The organism is Bacillus cereus group sp. N6 (assembly GCF_016483705.1).
Classification (GTDB): Bacteria; Bacillota; Bacilli; order Bacillales; family Bacillaceae_G; genus Bacillus_A; species Bacillus_A wiedmannii.
On the sequence record NZ_JAEHBI010000028.1, the window covers coordinates 23,595 to 40,288 of the forward strand.

Genomic DNA, 16,694 nt, shown 5'->3' on the forward strand with positions numbered 1-16,694 from the left:
GCTATCGCATAGTACCAGTTAAACCGTAACGAATGTCTCGGAACATATTCCCTATATCACGATTAAAATCGTTTGTAACTGTACCATTACGTAGGCGTGTACTCATTGCATCGACACGAGTAAACATATCATTTCTTACAGAAACATATACGTTTCTGTTTCCAACTTCATTTGAAACCGCTTGACGAATTTCGTTCGCCATCGCCGTTTCATTTGTCACTGTATTACGTGGTTTTACTGCAATCGCTACATCGTTTCCATATACAACTGTAGACACGCGGTCTACGTTATTCATACGTTTCACACGATTCGTTATTCTTTCAGCTGTTTTACCATCATTGTTAATGTATGAATTGTTCATTGTAATATTACGAGTTGGATGCGGATTAGCAATTTGTCCGTTGTAATTTACATCGCGGTAATAATTGTTATATCCTGTATCGTTACGACCATTTCTATATGTTACATAATCTGTATAGCGATCATTACGCGCTACATTATCACGATACTGGTGTGTATCATTATAAGATGTATGCTTATAGTTGTAGTTACGTCCATCCATTGCATTGTTATCTTTTGGTGTACCACATGCAGCTAATGCACTGGTAACTAACAAAGAAGCAGCAATCACTTTTACTTTCGTATTCAATACAAAAACCCCCTCTGTTAGAATGAACTTCTCTTCTGAAAAGCTCCCTCTTATGATGAGTAACAGAGAAGGTTTTTACACTGTTAATATTTCACTGGGGATTTTCTAACATTTGATGTAAATCTTCCATTTTCAGAACGACTCTACATACAAAAAAGGCGGGAATAATCCCGCCTTTTTTAAACTTCCTCTTCGTCCTCTTCTTCTGAAACCGGCTCCCCAAATACATTTGGTGGATCTGGTTGATAATACATCGTTCCTGGCTGTGGCGCATATGCCGATTGAGTTGGTTGATAATATAAAGGATTCGCGTATTGTGGTCCTCCAGGTTGCGGACTATATAGCCTACTCTCTCCTCCGCATCCACAATCTTCCTCTCCTTGCACGAGCGGTGGCATATTATTATCCATTGGCATCATATTTAGATTTGGCATAGACGTATATTGCGGTCCAAACGGTGCCCCTTGCTGATATGGCATTTGATATGGATTTTGTTGTTGATAATACGGATTTGGCGGCATCATAGGCTGTTGGTATGGTATTTGATATGGCATCATATTCGGTGGTTGATTATTATCCATTATCGGCATCATATTCGGCATTTGATTGTTATCCATGATTGGCATCATATTTGGCATTTGATTGTTATCCATGATTGGCATCATGTTTGGCATTTGATTGTTATCCATGATTGGCATCATATTTGGCATTTGATTGTTATCCATGATTGGCATCATATTTGGCATTTGATTGTTATCCATTATCGGCATCATATTTGGCATTTGATTGTTATCCATTATCGGCATCATATTCGGCATTTGATTATTATCCATGATTGGCATCATATTTGGCATTTGATTATTATCCATATTCGGCATTTGGTTGTTATCCATGATTGGCATCATATTCGACATTTGATTATTATCCATTATCGGCATCATATTCGGCATTTGATTGTTATCCATGATCGGCATGATGTTTGGTATTGGGTTATTATCCATGATTGGCATTATATTTGGTGGTTGATTATTATCCAACATTGGCATGATGTTTGGCATTTGAATATTTGGCGGTATTACTTGTGGAATAACTACATTCTCTTTCGTTACATTTGGTGACACGATATTCCCTACATTTTCTTTCTTCACTTGCGGTGACACGATATTTCCTACATTTTCTTTCTTTACTTGCGGTGACACGATATTCCCTACATTTTCTTTCTTCACTTGCGGTGACACGATATTCCCTACATTTTCTTTCTTTACTTGTGGTGACACGATATTTCCTATGTTTTCTTTCTTTACTTGCGGTGACACGATATTTCCTATGTTTTCTTTCTTTACTTGTGGTGACACGATATTTCCTACATTTTCTTTCTTTACTTGCGGTGACACGATATTATCTTTTTTCGTTTGCGGAGAAATGATGTTATTAGGTTTCATTTTAGTAATTTGAGGAGCAATTAACTCACTTCCTTTTTTAATTACATCTGAAATTTTATATTCTTTTTTTGCTTTTATTGGTGGTTGCGGCGGCTGTGGTAATACATTTACCGAAAACTTTGTGTTTTCTTTTTCTGCTGGTTTTTGTTTTTCTATAACAGTTGGTTTTTGAATAACAGACGGTTTTTCAACTGGTTTTTCTATTTGAATTGGCTTTTCTTTTTGCACCTCTTTTTGTGGCTTTACCTGCACTTCTTTTTGCGGTTTCACTTGCATTTCCTTCTGTGGTTTTACCTGTACCTCTTTTTGTGGTTTCACTTGCATTTCCTTCTGTGGTTTTACTTGCACTTCTTTTTGTGTTTGTTGCATAGCAGGTTGCTGTGTAATCGGCGCTGATTGATACGTAACTTCTTCCTCATCCTCTATTCCAAGCGGAGTTGGCGTTGCTGCAAATTCTTTTTGTTGCACTTCTTTTACGTATTGTTTTGGAGGTGATGAACCTGCTCCAGCATGTTGTTTCACGTGAACGCTGTTTGATGGTACTTTAATTTTCATACCTGGCATGATTAAATCTGGATTACTAAGTTGTGTATTTGTATTTTTCAACGTATCAAAATCTACTCCGTACTTTTTCGCAATTTTCCAAAGGGTATCCCCTTTTTGCACGATATGAATTTTCAAATTTTCCCCCTCCTGTATAACTTATCTATAAGTAACAAATCTCATGAAGTAACCCTTTCTAAATAACGCTAACTTCTTTTCACTTGTATCACTTCTTCGATTTTCAATATGATTAGAAGTGGAATAAGCATAAGAAAATCACAATGATTTCTTCAAAACAATGTATGCCCATTTTGTTCTTGTTATGATTATATGCATGAAAAAAAGCAACAGAAATACCGTTGCTTTACACACGCTCTAACATACGATTTAATGCAAGAACCGCTTCTTCAGTCACTTGTTTATCTACGCTAATAACGTTAATTTCTTCTCCTCTTTCTACCGTTTCAAGCACCCATAATAAGTGCGGCAGATCAATTCGATTCATCGTTAAACACGGACACATAAATGGATTAAGTGAAACAATCTCTTTATCTGGATGTTGCTGAATAATTCGGTTCACTAAATTCATCTCTGTACCAATTGCCCATTTACTTCCAGGTGGCGCTGCTTCAATCATATCAATAATATATTTCGTTGATCCTGCGTAATCCGAAGCATCAACGACCTCATAGCAACATTCTGGATGTACAATAATATTCATATCCGGATGATTTTTCCGTACGTTCTCAATGTTTTTCACTGTAAAGTTTTGATGAACCGAACAATGCCCTTTCCATAAAATCACTTGAATTTCTTCTATATCTCCATCGTACTCTAATGAATCTGTATGTGGGTCCCATACTGCCATTTTATCTAATGGGATACCTAAATCGTAAGCTGTATTTCTTCCTAAATGTTGATCCGGTAAAAAGACAAGACGCTCTTTTTGTGTAAACGCCCAAGACACCATTTGTTTTGCATTAGAAGAAGTTACTGTTGCTCCGCCATTACGACCACAAAACGCTTTAATTGCAGCTGTAGAGTTAACATATGTTAACGGAATCATCGTATCTCCAAATAATTTTGCGAGCTCTTTCCATGCCCTTTCTGTTTGTTCAATATCTGCCATATCTGCCATCGAACAACCTGCACGCATATCTGGCAAAATAACGATTTGATCATCTGTCGTTAACATATCTGCTGTTTCTGCCATAAAGTGTACACCGCAAAATACAATATATTTCGCTTCTTTATTGCTCGCTGCAACTTGTGCAAGCTGAAGTGAATCTCCTGCTGCATCAGAAAATTGTACCACTTCATCTTTTTGGTAATGATGTCCTGGAATAAATAGTGTTTTCCCCATTTTCACTTTAATTTCACGAACACGCTTTTCCATTTCTTCTGTTGTCATCGTGTAATAACGCTCTGGTAACATCGTTTCAATCGGTTGCACTTTTTCTAAAATACTCATATTCCTTTCTCCCCCTCTAAGCCACTTTCCTTACGCCTCAATATTGAAACTAATATCAAGTGCTTTCACTGAATGTGTTAACGCTCCAAGTGAAATATAATCGACCCCTGTTTTTCCATATTTCGATAAATCTTCAATTGTAATGCCTCCTGATGCTTCCGTAACGATGGCACTTGGTACAATCTTTGAAAACTCCCGGATCTCATCTGGCGTACGGTTATCAAACATAATAATATCTGCACCAGCAGCTACAGCCTCTCTCACTTGCTCCTCCGTTTCTGTTTCCACTTCTACTTTCACCATATGTCCTAATTTTTCTTTCACCGATGTAACAGCTTTCGTAATAGAACCAGCAAAAGCAATATGATTGTCTTTAATCATGACACCGTCATATAAACCGAAACGGTGATTAAATCCGCCTCCGCACACGACTGCATACTTATCAAACATGCGTAGCCCTGGCATCGTTTTTCGCGTATCGCAAATACGTGTATGGCCGCTAGCTAAAGCAAGAACAGCTTTATGTGTCATCGTAGCTATCCCGCTCATACGCTGGATAACGTTTAATATAACGCGCTCTGCCGTCAATAACGAAGCAATTGGTCCTTGCGCAGTTGCTATTATTTCGCCCTTTTCTACAAGATCTCCATCTTTTTTATGAAGCTCCACTTCAATTCTTTCATCAATTAATTTAAATCCTTCTTCAATTACTAAACGCCCCGCAAAGACACCTGTATCCTTCGCAAGAAACGTTCCTTTTGAAAGTAAATTGTCTGGAAAAATAAGCTGAGATGTTACATCTCTTTCTCCTATATCTTCTAGAAAAAATCGATTTAATGCTTCTTTCACTTTTATCGTGTTCATAGAGCCCCTCTTCCCTTCATCACACAAGTTGTAGTTTTCTTTTCACTCGAACGATCTCTTTTTTTACGCTATTTCTATCTGGATAGTCACTTCGATAATGGCCACCAATACTTTCTTCTCTTTGCAAAGCTGACACGACTATAAGCTCACAGGCTGTTAACATATTAATAAGCGTTATCTCTTCATTTGTAAGAGCATCATGTTGTAATATCATATTTCGAACACCGTACTTACTAAGCCATCTCTTTGCATAAGATAAACTTTTCTCTGTTCGCACAATCCCAACATATTTCATCATGCATTCTTGTATTTCTTCTTTCGCCGGCAAATGATTCAGAACGATAAACTTCTTTTCCTTCCCAGCCACGTTGTTCCAGCTTTCTTTTGTCGCTTTCGTTAAAATATGTTTTCCTATTCTTTTTCCAAACACAAGACCTTCTAATAATGAATTACTTGCTAATCTATTTGCTCCATGAACACCATTACAAGCTACTTCACCGACCGCATATAAATTTGGAATGGACGTCTCCCCATCACAGTTCGTTTTCACGCCGCCCATATGAAAATGAGCACCGGGTACGACTGGAATGCGTTTTTCATTTATATCGACACCATTCTTTTCACACAATGATGATACAGTCGGAAAACGTCCTTCGAAATTTTGAATAGACTCGATATTTACATACACTTGTTCACCCGCCAAAAGCTGCTCATGAATCGCTCTTGCTACTACATCACGTGGTGCGAGATCGTGATCAGGGTGTATATTCATCATAAAACGCTGCCCTTTTCCATTCATAAGGACAGCTCCTTCACCACGGACAGCTTCAGAGACGAGGCCGCAGCATCGCCCGTTCGCGTATAACATTGTTGGATGAAACTGTACAAACTCTAAATCTACGAGCTCCCCGCCTGCGCGGTACACCATCGCAAGTCCATCACCCGTAATTGTCTTATCGTTAGAAGTAAAGGCGTATAAACCGCCAATCCCACCTGTTGCTAACACCGTATAATCTGCAACGTAACGCTTCAACTTCCCTTCACTAGTTCTTGTTAAAACTCCAACACATTTATCATTTTCTATAATAAAATCGAGCACCATTTCCTGTTCCACTACCGTAACGTGCGGAGCTACTTCTTGAATGAAATGCTCTAATAAATTCTTTCCTGTTGCATCGCCACCTGCATGTAAAATACGACGCTTTCGATGTGCGCCTTCTTTTCCAAGATGAGGACCCGTTTCATCTCCATCAAATTTCATTCCATTTTCAATGAGATTATTCATTTCTTTCGGTCCTTCCTCGACTAAATAACGGACCACATCTTCATTGTTATAATGACATCCTGCTACTAACGTATCTTCAAAATGATCATTTGGATTGTCATATGTAGCAACTGCTGCGGCAATTCCACCTTGCGCTAAATATGTATTATTATTACGATTTGTTTCCTTTGTGATAATAATCACATTCTTTTCGTGACAAATCTCTTTCGCAACACGAAGTGCCGCAACGCCACTTCCAATAATTAAGACATCTGCACTTGGCATAATTGTTGCCTCCTACTTTACACTTTTCAACTGTCTTGACACCTATATTTACATAGTTTTAAAATAATGACAAGAGTTTTTTTATAATTCTTATTTTCACTACCATTTAAAAAATACAAGAAATGTAACTCTTACTAGGGAGAGGAACTTACATGATGATATATCTTGACTATGCAGCTACTACACCTATGAGTGAAGAAGCATTACACACATATATGAAAGCAGCATCGCAATACTTCGGAAATGAACAAAGTTTACATGATATTGGAGGAACAGCCTCTTCTTTATTACAAGTTTGCCGAAAAACATTTGCTGAAATGATTGGCGGAAAGGAACAAGGGGCATTCTTCACAAGCGGTGGCTCGGAATCCAACTACCTTGCGATTCAATCCCTTCTCAATGCTCGAAATAAGAAGCACATTATTACGACACCTATGGAACACGCATCCATTCGAAGTTATTTTCAATCCTTACAATCAGAAGGGTATACCATTACTGAAATACCTGTTGATGAAGACGGGCTAATTCATTTAGAAGATTTAGAAACAGCTATTACAGAAAATACTGTTCTAGCAAGCATACAGCATGGAAACTCTGAAATCGGAACCGTTCAAAACATCACAGAGATCGGGGCACTTTTAAAAAAATATAACGTTTTATTTCATTCAGATTGTGTACAAACATTTGGTAAACTTCCTATCAATGTTTTTGAGATGGGAATTGATAGTCTCTCTGTTTCAGCACATAAAATATACGGACCAAAGGGTGTTGGCGCTTGCTATATAAATCCCCAAGTTCGCTGGGCACAAATATTTCCAGGAACTTCTCATGAAAAAGGATTTCGCCCAGGTACAGTAAACGTTCCTGGCATCGCATCTTTTTTAACAGCTGCTGAGAATATATTAAAAAATCAACAAGAAGAGAGCTTACGTTTTAAAGAGTTACGATCCTACTTTTTAAGACATTTACAAGCGCTTCCTCTAGAAATTCAAGTAGAAGGTCATTCTACTTCTTGTTTACCACATATTGTTGGGGTTACAATAAAAGGAATAGAAGGTCAATATACAATGCTAGAATGTAATCGCCATGGTATTGCCATCTCCACTGGAAGTGCTTGCCAAGTCGGTAAACAAGAACCTTCGAAAACAATGCTTGCAATTGGAAAAACGTATGAAGAGGCAAAACAATATGTTCGCTTCTCTTTCGGACAACAAACAACGAAAGATCAAATTGATACTACTATTCATGCACTACACACAATTGGAAATCAATTTTATAGAGGTGTTAAATCATAATGAAACAAAATGAACAAAAAAAGATTTTAGGTGAAGAAAGACGACAACTTATCCTTCAGTGGCTTCTCGCTGCAAACGAACCGTTATCTGGGAATGAACTATCGAAAAAGACAAATGTAAGTAGACAAGTTATCGTGCAAGATATTTCCTTGCTTAAAGCACGAAACGAACCAATTATTGCGACTGCTCAAGGGTATTTATATTTAAAACCACAAGAGAAACAACAAGCTTTCGAACGCGTAATTGTATGCCAACATAAACCAGCGGAAGTACGTCAAGAACTTACAATGCTTGTTGACCACGGCGTTACGATTAAAGATGTAAAAGTTGAGCATCCTGTATACGGTGACTTAACAGCGTCCATCATGGTAAGTAATCGCTTTGATGTAGAGCAATATTTACAAAAAATTGAAAACACGAATGCTTCCTATCTTTCGCAACTAACAGATGGTATTCACTTACATACAATTGAGGCAGATTCGAAAGAGAAATTAGACGCTGCTTGCGAGGCACTAGATAAAGCAGGATTTCTCGTTTATTAATTCATGTAAAGCACAGAGTTTTTATCATTCTCTGTGCTTTTTTAGTGATATAATATTGTAATCAATTGTAAAGGGGATCAAACATGGGAATTGAACTCGTTCACTTTAGCATTGGCAAACCAAAACAAATGAAATATAGCGAAGATAAAGAAATGATTACTAGTATATGTAAAGAACTTGCAGAAGAAGCTTTTCTCTCAAAAGATGGATTTCGTGGTGATGATGTAGCGGATTTAAAACACCACGGGGGACCTGACCGCGCAGTTTGTGTGTACCCACACGAACATTACGCACTATGGGAAGAAGAATTTCAAACTACGCTTCCAGCTTCCACATTTGGCGAAAACATTACCGTAACAAATATGTTAGAGCGTGATGTTTGCATCGGAGATACATATCAACTAGGTGAAGCAATCATTCAAGTGACACAAGCGAGAGTACCTTGTAGCACAATTTCAAAACGCCTTGGTATTCCTGGCATACTGCCGCGCATTGTAGCAACTGGATTTACTGGTTACCTATGCCGTGTTCTTCAAGAAGGTACTGTACGTAAAGATTCTAAAATTACATTACTAGAACGTCAACCGCGCAATGTTTCTGTCTTGTTCTCTAACGAAATTTATTTTCATAATAGAAAAGATAAAGATGGCATCGAAAAGATTCTTGCTGTTCCAGAACTAGCCGATATTTGGCGTGGTCAGTTAGAGGATCGTCTTGCGAAGTTAAAATAAATAGAATCCCACCATTTATAGGTGGGATTCTATTTATCTATCACAAAATGTATTATCCGATGAAATTATACCAGCAATTAGAAGGGAAATGTCGACAGTTCATCCCCCTCTCTTACAACCAATAAGAACAATAACTCCCCAGCACAGTAACAGAAAAACCGAGCGCTTCAAGTTCCATCGTTACGCCTGGCAATAATACATCATCGTATGCTTTATCGACATCAATTAAGAAAAAGTAATTTCCTAGTCCTGTTTTCATCGGACGAGATTCGATTTTTGATAGATTTAATTTTCTCCATGCGAAAGCTGATAACACTTGATATAGTGCCCCTGCATAATCAGCAGGTAACGTTATCATAAGCGTCGTTTTCTCTCCGCGGTTTTCTCCGTTATTTGGGAGTATGGCTTTCTTTTTCTTATGGAGCACTAGGAAGCGTGTATGATTGTTTTTGTGCGTATGAATATCACGCCTTACAATTGTTAAACCGTATTTTTCTGCGGCCGCTTCATTTGCAATGGCAGCTATTTTTTCTTCAGAATGTTCTTTCACATATTGCGCAGCTGCACTTGTTGATGTCATATCTCGGACGGTTACCCCTTTTAATTCTTCATTTAAAAACTTATGACATTGTGCAATAGCGTGTGGATGAGAGTGCACTGCATATACTTCTTCCCAAACTTCTGCATACTGCGGATGTACAAGTAAATGCTGCTGAATTGGTACTGTAATTTCTCCTACAATAGAAAGTGGTTGCTCATGTACGAGGTAATCAACCGTTATATTCACTGAACCTTCTATCGCATTTTCTAGTGGTACCACTGCATAATCTACATTTCCATTTGCAGCTGCATCAATACAATCTGGAATCGTTCGATACGGCACATGCTCTGCTTCCGGAAAAAAACGACTCACCGCCATATTTGTAAATGTTGCTTCTGGTCCTAAATATCCTACTCGAATCATCGTCTTTTCCCCTCTTTTTCATTTTCTTACTGTTATACCATACTTTTTTATATTCTTCCATGTAAATTTCGAATATTAAAAAAAGACTAGCATTTGCTAGTCTAAATGTTTCCTATATTCTCTTTGAGCGAAAAAGAAATAAATGATGCATGCAGCGATATAATACAGAATAAACAAGCCTACTTTTCGTAATGAACCATCCATAAAGATCGTATTATGAAACGTATATAATGCAACTGCACTATGCATACTCCCAACTAGAATTGGCGCAAAAAATAGCATACACAATTGCCAACGAGAAATTTTCCACACTTCTTCCTTCGTGATGCCAAGCTTAGAAAGCGCCCCGTACTGCTTTCGATCCGATGAAATATTATGAAACCATTTAAAGTATACAATGCTACATGATGTAAGGAAAAATAATATACTAATGAATGAACCTATAAATAGAGTAATATCACCGAACGATTTCATATTCACATATAACTCCATATTACTTCGAAATGCATTATCTTTATCTTTTTTCATATGTTTCCGTAAATCTTCATTTAATTCTTTCGTATTTTCGATATTTGGTAATGTATAGCCTCTATATATCATTTTTTCAGAATCAGGAACCTTATTTGCTATACTGTCAAAGTCTTCATCATTCATGACGAAGAACAGACCATTAATGTGCGAAGGATGATGGTTAAATTGAACCCCTTCTTTCTGACCGTTAAATACGAATTGATATGGTTGATTCATTACTTGCAATTGAATCTCTTTTTGATTATATACATTCGAATTATTGTATTTATTATAATAAACGAGTGTAACTGTTCCTTTTTTAGGATGATACGTTTTCTGTTTTTGTTTTCTTGCCTCTTGATTGTATTCACTTTCTTTAATGAGCGGCGCTACTTCTATTTCTCCCTTATTGGACTGAAAAGATGCATACACTCCAACAAAACTCATAGATTGAAAGTCATTATATCCATATTGGTGCAATAATTGTTCAACCGTGCCTTCCGCAAAGACTTCATGAGAAGAAGTACCCTTTTCTATGTAAGAAAATGAGTGTACGCCCCCGCTCCGCCACATATCTTGCATACCAGAAAAATATAAGAACACCGTACCTGTTGCCGTAACTACAAATGTCGTTGCCATCGACATTAGAAAGAAAAAACGACCATTTTCCTTCATGCGATGTGACAATTGATTCACTATAAATAAATACGGATATGTATACATAATCTTTTTATTTCGTTTTATTATTTCTAATATTTGAGCAGTGCCGTGTATAAAAGAAAAATACGTTCCGAAAAAGACAAGTATAGACACAGGAAAAAAATAGAATGCTATCGTTGGTATAGTCGCTTGTAACGCTAACGCATATCCTATACCTAAGCAAATAAATCCGAATATACAAAGCCGCATTGATGTTTTCTTCTCTTTTCTATCCTTGCGAAATTCTTTTAATAGCCGAATGATTTTTATATTCCATATACGTAAAGCACTTATAAAAGATAACAGAATAAAAACAACCATGTATGTAATAAACGTTACCCCAATCGCTCTCACGTCAAATATGACAGGGAGTTCTTTCGGAAGCCCCAGTAACATACTAAACACCATGAGGAAGAGCTTTAAAAAGATCATACCAAGCCCAATACCGAAAATATTAGCAAATACCCCGATCAATATTTGCTCGGTCATAATTACTCCTATTACGTTAGACTTCGTTGCTCCCATTAACATATATAACCCTAATTCTTTCTTACGCGCTTCTATGAAAATAGAAGTAGAGTACAAAATAAATATGACGAAAAAAGAAATGATTATAATATTACATATAATAAGTCCCCAGCGTACGTTTTGATACCACATCGTCTCCTGCATATACGGATGTACAATGACAGACATGTATGCAAAAGACGCGAATATTGCAAAGCAACTACTTAAGAAAAACACTTTATAATTACGCCAATTTCCTTTTATATTTTGCAGCGCTAGTTGCCGAATGTTCATCTATCGTCCCCCTATAACTTACTACATAGGCAAAAAGCTAGAGATTTCTCTAGCTTTGCACATGTTTCAAATATCCTCTTTGCGCGATTATAAAGTAAATCGCAGAAGCTACAACGTATGCCCCAATTACAATCGCTCCTGATTTCCACAAATCGATATAAAGCATTTTCCCTAACGTATGAAGAGCAAATCCACTATGAATTGCACCGATTAAAATTGGGATAAAGAAGATAACGCCCATTTGTCGAATTGCAATTTTGCGAATTTCTTTATCTGTCATACCGATTCTCTTTAACGATTTAAATTGAATACGATCTTGTTCTTTATCGTTAAACCATTTAAAGTATGTCATACTACAAGCGAAGAAAAAGAACAGCACAGCTACGAAGAAACCGATAAACATCGTAATTGCTCCTGATTCCCTTATATCTTTATAAGCAAGCACTGAGTTGTTTAGTTCCATTTGCTTATCTGGTGCAATTTCATTTTTCAAATCTAACACAAGGTCTTCCGTACTTTTCCAGTCTTCTATATAATAACCGTAATATTTCGTCTTTTCTTCATTTGGTACAAGCTTTGCGTATTTCTCAAAATCTTGATCATTCACAATGAGATATTCACTATCATTAAAAACAGAAAATGGAGTTGGCTCATTTAATTGAACAGACTGCGTTTGGCCGTTCATTTTAAATTCATACGGTTTTGAACGATCTATCTTCATCATGTCGTTCGCTATATCCATTATGACCATCGTTGCACTACCTGGTGCATTATGAACTTCTCTAACTTGCTCTCTCTTTTGTTTACGTACTTCAGCGTTATATTCTTTTTCTGAAACAATCGCCATTGGCACTTCATGTTCACCGTTAAACATCGTGATTTTTTGACTTCCAGGAAGTTTTACGTACGTTACTTCTCGCGCATCTTCAAATCCGTGTTTTTTTATTAATTCTTTTGCTTTTCCTTCTTTTATGACATTATGCGTATTTATTCCCTTTTCCTCATACGAAATAGCATGCGGGGTACTAGTTGCTGCCTTATAACTCATATCCTCAAAAAATACGTACAGTGTACCAACTGCTGAAGATACAACCGCCGTAATAATAGAAATTACAAATAGAAAACGAGCGTTATCTTTCATTTTATAAATAAGATTGCTAAGTACGAACATATTTGGGTATGTATAAAAAGATTTTTTTCTTTTTTGCAATGCTTTTAATACGACTGTACTACCTTGTGTAAACAGTAAATAAGTTCCGCCTATCGTCAGCCCTACAATCGGTAAAAACAGAATGATAAAATTCATAAATGTCACTTGGAAGCTAAGTACATATGCAACAATAATACATCCTATACCAACTACACATAACGATGTAAATGCAAAAGGTTCTACTTTTTGTTTTCTTGCTTCTCTTAATAAATCAATAATTTGCAAGCGTCCTACTGTCCAAACACTAAACAATGATAGGATTAAAAATAGAATAAAGTATACACCTGCTGTAATAAGAATTGCTTTACTATTCCATACGAGTGGAAGTGTTTTATCTATTTTCAATATTACGCTTAATGCTTGGAAAAATAATTTCGAACAAAGCATACCAAGCCCAATACCTACTACAATTGCAATACTACCTAACATAAGCTGTTCTAATATAATCATTCGGCCAAGTTGAGATTTTGTTCCACCTATTAATGTTAATAGACCAAACTCTTTTTTTCTTGCTCGTAAAAATGTTGAATTTGCATATAAAATAAAGAGTGCTGAGAAGATGACTACAATATAATTCATCGATTCTAGCCCTTTTGAAATCATCTCTCTCATACTAATATTACCACTTACGACATCTGGATGATAAATAAAGGAAGCATACATGAAAAATACGACAATCGATAAACAGCTACTAATAAGGAAAGCTTTATAATTACGCCAATTTCCTTTTACGTTATTAAGCGCGAGCTGGCGAAAGTTCATGATATTCTCCTCCTAGCATCGCAAGTACGTCCAGAATTTCTTGGAAAAAGGCTTGTTTCGTTCTTCCTTTATGTATTTCTGAGAAAATTTCTCCGTCGCGAATGAAAAGAATACGTTCGCAATAACTCGCTGCTACTGGATCATGCGTTACCATTGCAATTGTCACTTTCTTTTGTTCATGTAAATCTTGCAATGCACTCATTAATGATTTTGCTGACTTCGAATCTAAGTTTCCAGTTGGCTCATCCGCTAAAATTAGCGTAGGTTCATGAATGATCGCTCTCGCTGCTGCTGCACGTTGTTGTTGTCCGCCTGACACTTCATATACTTTTTTATTTAAAATTTCTTCGATGTTTAAAAACTTTGCAATCTCAAGCACTTTCGCATCGATTTCATTTACAGATTTCTTCGCCATTACAAGTGGTAAAATGATATTTTCTTTAATCGATAACGTATCAAGTAAGTTAAAATCCTGGAAGATGAATCCTAAATGTGTACGACGAAACTCCGCTAATTTTGCAGCACGCATTTGATTAATTTCTTCACCATTTACAAGCACATGACCTGAAGTTTGCTTATCAATTGTTGCTAATAAGTTTAAAAGCGTTGTTTTCCCGCTCCCTGAAGGCCCCATAATTCCTACAAATTCGCCTTCTTCTATTTTAAAATTTATATCGTTTAAAGCAGTCGTCGCTACTGAACCTTTTGATTGGTACACTTTTGTTAATCCTTTTACTTCAAGAACACTCATTTCTAGTCCCCCTATGTGTTTTCTTCTTACACTTACTATAAGAAAAATAAGAAAAAGAAACGAGTGATTTCCCTTACAAAACGTTTTGTTATCTTACAGTTTTGTCATTTTTCTCATTAATGTATGATATTCTTCATCTTTTGCAAATTGGAACGTGAATGTTGTCCCTTCCCCTTCAGCCGATTGCACATACATTCCATGATGTAAATTATCGCAAATTTCCTTCGTAATATATAAACCCATTCCAGTCGCTTCTCTCGTTTTACGGCCATTTATTCCCGTAAAGAATGGATCAAATATACGTTTTACATCTTGCTCTGGAATACCAATTCCATTGTCCTTAATATGTAGTAACACCTTTTGATCTTTCTCTTCAATTTGAAATTGAATTTCCTTTTTCTCTGCTTCTGAAATTTTCGTATACTTAATTGCATTTACAACAATTTGCCCTATAGCAATACTTAGCCATTTTCTATCAGATGCAACCATACAAGTATCTTCATCAAACATTACTTTCGGAAATACCGACGATTGAATGAAAGATTTTCGATTTTCATTAATAATACCCCTGATGATATCTATCACATTTACTACTTCTACTTTATAATCTTTCGCAAATTGCTCTAACCTTGCCATATGTAACGCTAAATCTAAACCATTTAGTATACGATTATTTTCTTCACGAATACTTTCAACTGTTGCTCTTGCTTCACGATGCTCTTTACCAAACTTTTGCAATAGCAATTCTATAACCGATACTGGTGTTTTCATTTGATGAATCCATTGGTTCATAAATATCATTTGCTGTTGTTCTTTCGCATGTTGTTTATGAACTTCATTCATATATTGCTGTCTTAATAGCGTAAACGATTCAACAACCATCTCTTGCTCTGACGTATAAGAAGTATCAATAAGTAAAGAGTCGTGTAATGTATTTCCGCTAGCAACATATTTTTCGATTCTTTTTAAAAATACACTTCGTTTTCGATAATCGTAAATGAGGTATACAGTAAATACAACTGTCCCTAATAAAAGCCCATATAACCACGTACTCCAATCAATGGATCTTTTTTCTAAAAGACTTTGCAACTGCAAAACGAGCCCAAATAAACAAAGGCTAATAATATAAGAAAGAAGTAAAGAAAAACGGTCCATGAGGTAATTTTTAACCTTCATGCCCTTCGCCCCACTCTGTAAGAAGCGCATAACCATATCCGCGTTTCGTTACAATCGCATTTTGAATGCCTAGCTCCTCTAGTTTCTTCCTTACGCGTTTTACATTTACGGTTAATGTATTATCATCAACAAAAGCTACCTCGTCCCACAGGGCTTCTAACAGTTCTTCACGCGTTACATATTGATTTGCTTGTTTCATTAAACATTCTAATAAGTAAAATTCATTTTTTGTCAGCTCCGTTTGTTGCCCCTGCCACTCAACAATGTGCTGGGACGGAAATAACAACAGTCCATTTACACCTAAACAATCACTCTCAGCAACAGAGGCATACTCACCATAGCCACGGCGAAGTGCACTTTTCACCTTAGCCATTACAATATCTAAATGGAATGGCTTCGTAATGTAATCATCTCCGCCATTCTCGATCGCCATTACTTGATCCATTTCCCCTGTTCTTGCAGAAACAAAAATAATCGGCGCATTCGATACAGTACGAATTTGACGACACCAATAAAAACCATCAAAATATGGTAAATTAATATCCAGTAATACGAGATGAGGATTTATTTTCACGAACTCATCTTTTATATGACGTAAATCACTTGCTCTAAATGATTGATAGCCATACCTTTCTAAATGCTCCTCTAATATTCCCGCTATTTTTTCATCGTCTTCTACAATTAATATTTTATACATGTTCGTTTTCTCCCCATAAAAAATTCTTCCAAAGCCAC

Annotated in this window: 13 protein-coding genes and 1 pseudogene; 3 read left to right on the plus strand and 11 right to left on the minus strand. The window is 36.5% G+C overall.

Features of this window, described 5'->3' with window-relative positions; all coding sequences use genetic code 11:
* Position 1: 1 nt before the first annotated feature.
* The 5 genes and pseudogenes from JDS99_RS18960 to nadB all read right to left on the minus strand — a co-directional run bounded on the left by JDS99_RS18960 (position 2) and on the right by nadB (position 6,518).
* Complete coding sequence (locus JDS99_RS18960) at positions 2-649, minus strand: YhcN/YlaJ family sporulation lipoprotein (RefSeq protein WP_001093539.1); 648 nt, start codon at positions 647-649, stop codon at positions 2-4.
* 1,966 nt (positions 650-2,615) lie between these two features.
* Positions 2,616-2,772 (minus strand): annotated as a pseudogene (safA, locus tag JDS99_RS32795) (SafA/ExsA family spore coat assembly protein); the annotation flags it as partial.
* Between the two features lie 226 nt (positions 2,773-2,998).
* Positions 2,999-4,105, minus strand: coding sequence for a quinolinate synthase NadA (nadA, locus tag JDS99_RS18970; protein ID WP_088609677.1), 1,107 nt, complete (start codon positions 4,103-4,105; stop codon positions 2,999-3,001).
* Positions 4,106-4,135: 30 nt separating this feature from the next.
* Positions 4,136-4,969 carry a carboxylating nicotinate-nucleotide diphosphorylase gene (nadC, locus tag JDS99_RS18975; RefSeq protein WP_087985320.1) on the minus strand — a complete coding sequence of 278 codons (834 nt, stop codon included), beginning with the start codon at positions 4,967-4,969 and terminating at the stop codon, positions 4,136-4,138.
* A gap of 19 nt (positions 4,970-4,988) precedes the next feature.
* Positions 4,989-6,518, minus strand: a complete 1,530-nt coding sequence (gene nadB / locus JDS99_RS18980) for an L-aspartate oxidase (RefSeq protein WP_088609678.1) — start codon at positions 6,516-6,518, stop codon at positions 4,989-4,991.
* 152 nt (positions 6,519-6,670) lie between these two features.
* On the opposite strand from nadB, the gene JDS99_RS18985 reads away from it, so the two are divergent.
* From JDS99_RS18985 to JDS99_RS18995, 3 genes are all read left to right on the plus strand, one after another.
* Entirely contained in the window at positions 6,671-7,813 is a 1,143-nt protein-coding gene (locus JDS99_RS18985; protein ID WP_000973754.1) for an IscS subfamily cysteine desulfurase, read from the plus strand.
* Complete coding sequence (locus tag JDS99_RS18990; protein ID WP_000812272.1) at positions 7,813-8,355, plus strand: transcription repressor NadR; 543 nt, start codon at positions 7,813-7,815, stop codon at positions 8,353-8,355. Before JDS99_RS18985 ends, JDS99_RS18990 begins: the two co-directional genes overlap by 1 nt.
* Before the next feature lie 83 nt (positions 8,356-8,438).
* On the plus strand, positions 8,439-9,086 hold the full coding sequence (locus JDS99_RS18995; protein ID WP_199695501.1) for an MOSC domain-containing protein: 648 nt from the start codon (positions 8,439-8,441) through the stop codon (positions 9,084-9,086).
* A gap of 112 nt (positions 9,087-9,198) precedes the next feature.
* Here JDS99_RS18995 and pheA read toward each other — a convergent pair whose 3' ends face one another.
* The 6 genes from pheA to JDS99_RS19025 all read right to left on the minus strand — a co-directional run bounded on the left by pheA (position 9,199) and on the right by JDS99_RS19025 (position 16,656).
* Entirely contained in the window at positions 9,199-10,050 is an 852-nt protein-coding gene (pheA, locus tag JDS99_RS19000; protein ID WP_199695502.1) for a prephenate dehydratase, read from the minus strand.
* Between the two features lie 96 nt (positions 10,051-10,146).
* Positions 10,147-12,060 (minus strand): ABC transporter permease, encoded by a 1,914-nt coding sequence (locus JDS99_RS19005; protein ID WP_199695503.1) that lies wholly within the window; start codon positions 12,058-12,060, stop codon positions 10,147-10,149.
* A 49-nt stretch (positions 12,061-12,109) separates the two neighbouring features.
* A complete protein-coding gene (locus tag JDS99_RS19010) occupies positions 12,110-14,032 on the minus strand; it encodes an ABC transporter permease (RefSeq protein WP_199695504.1) in 1,923 nt (640 codons plus the stop codon).
* On the minus strand, positions 14,007-14,783 hold the full coding sequence (locus JDS99_RS19015) for an ABC transporter ATP-binding protein (protein WP_000114530.1): 777 nt from the start codon (positions 14,781-14,783) through the stop codon (positions 14,007-14,009). The genes JDS99_RS19010 and JDS99_RS19015 overlap by 26 nt, the downstream gene beginning before the upstream one ends.
* Positions 14,784-14,876: 93 nt before the next feature.
* On the minus strand, positions 14,877-15,959 hold the full coding sequence (locus JDS99_RS19020) for a HAMP domain-containing histidine kinase (RefSeq protein WP_046956287.1): 1,083 nt from the start codon (positions 15,957-15,959) through the stop codon (positions 14,877-14,879).
* A complete protein-coding gene (locus JDS99_RS19025) occupies positions 15,949-16,656 on the minus strand; it encodes a response regulator transcription factor (RefSeq protein WP_000276710.1) in 708 nt (235 codons plus the stop codon). The genes JDS99_RS19020 and JDS99_RS19025 overlap by 11 nt, the downstream gene beginning before the upstream one ends.
* Between the last annotated feature and the right edge of the window lie 38 nt (positions 16,657-16,694).

Excerpts from the sequence above, each read along its gene's own strand:
- JDS99_RS19025 (WP_000276710.1), bottom strand. The coding sequence starts at position 16,656 with ATGTATAAAATATTAATTGTAGAAGACGATGAAAAAATAGCGGGAATA.
- JDS99_RS18995 (WP_199695501.1), top strand. The coding sequence starts at position 8,439 with ATGGGAATTGAACTCGTTCACTTTAGCATTGGCAAACCAAAACAAATG.
- JDS99_RS19010 (WP_199695504.1), bottom strand. The coding sequence starts at position 14,032 with ATGAACTTTCGCCAGCTCGCGCTTAATAACGTAAAAGGAAATTGGCGT.
- nadC (WP_087985320.1), bottom strand. The coding sequence starts at position 4,969 with ATGAACACGATAAAAGTGAAAGAAGCATTAAATCGATTTTTTCTAGAA.
- JDS99_RS19020 (WP_046956287.1), bottom strand. The coding sequence starts at position 15,959 with ATGAAGGTTAAAAATTACCTCATGGACCGTTTTTCTTTACTTCTTTCT.
- JDS99_RS18985 (WP_000973754.1), top strand. The coding sequence starts at position 6,671 with ATGATGATATATCTTGACTATGCAGCTACTACACCTATGAGTGAAGAA.
- JDS99_RS18990 (WP_000812272.1), top strand. The coding sequence starts at position 7,813 with ATGAAACAAAATGAACAAAAAAAGATTTTAGGTGAAGAAAGACGACAA.
- JDS99_RS19005 (WP_199695503.1), bottom strand. The coding sequence starts at position 12,060 with ATGAACATTCGGCAACTAGCGCTGCAAAATATAAAAGGAAATTGGCGT.
- nadB (WP_088609678.1), bottom strand. The coding sequence starts at position 6,518 with ATGCCAAGTGCAGATGTCTTAATTATTGGAAGTGGCGTTGCGGCACTT.
- JDS99_RS19015 (WP_000114530.1), bottom strand. The coding sequence starts at position 14,783 with ATGAGTGTTCTTGAAGTAAAAGGATTAACAAAAGTGTACCAATCAAAA.
- nadA (WP_088609677.1), bottom strand. The coding sequence starts at position 4,105 with ATGAGTATTTTAGAAAAAGTGCAACCGATTGAAACGATGTTACCAGAG.
- pheA (WP_199695502.1), bottom strand. The coding sequence starts at position 10,050 with ATGATTCGAGTAGGATATTTAGGACCAGAAGCAACATTTACAAATATG.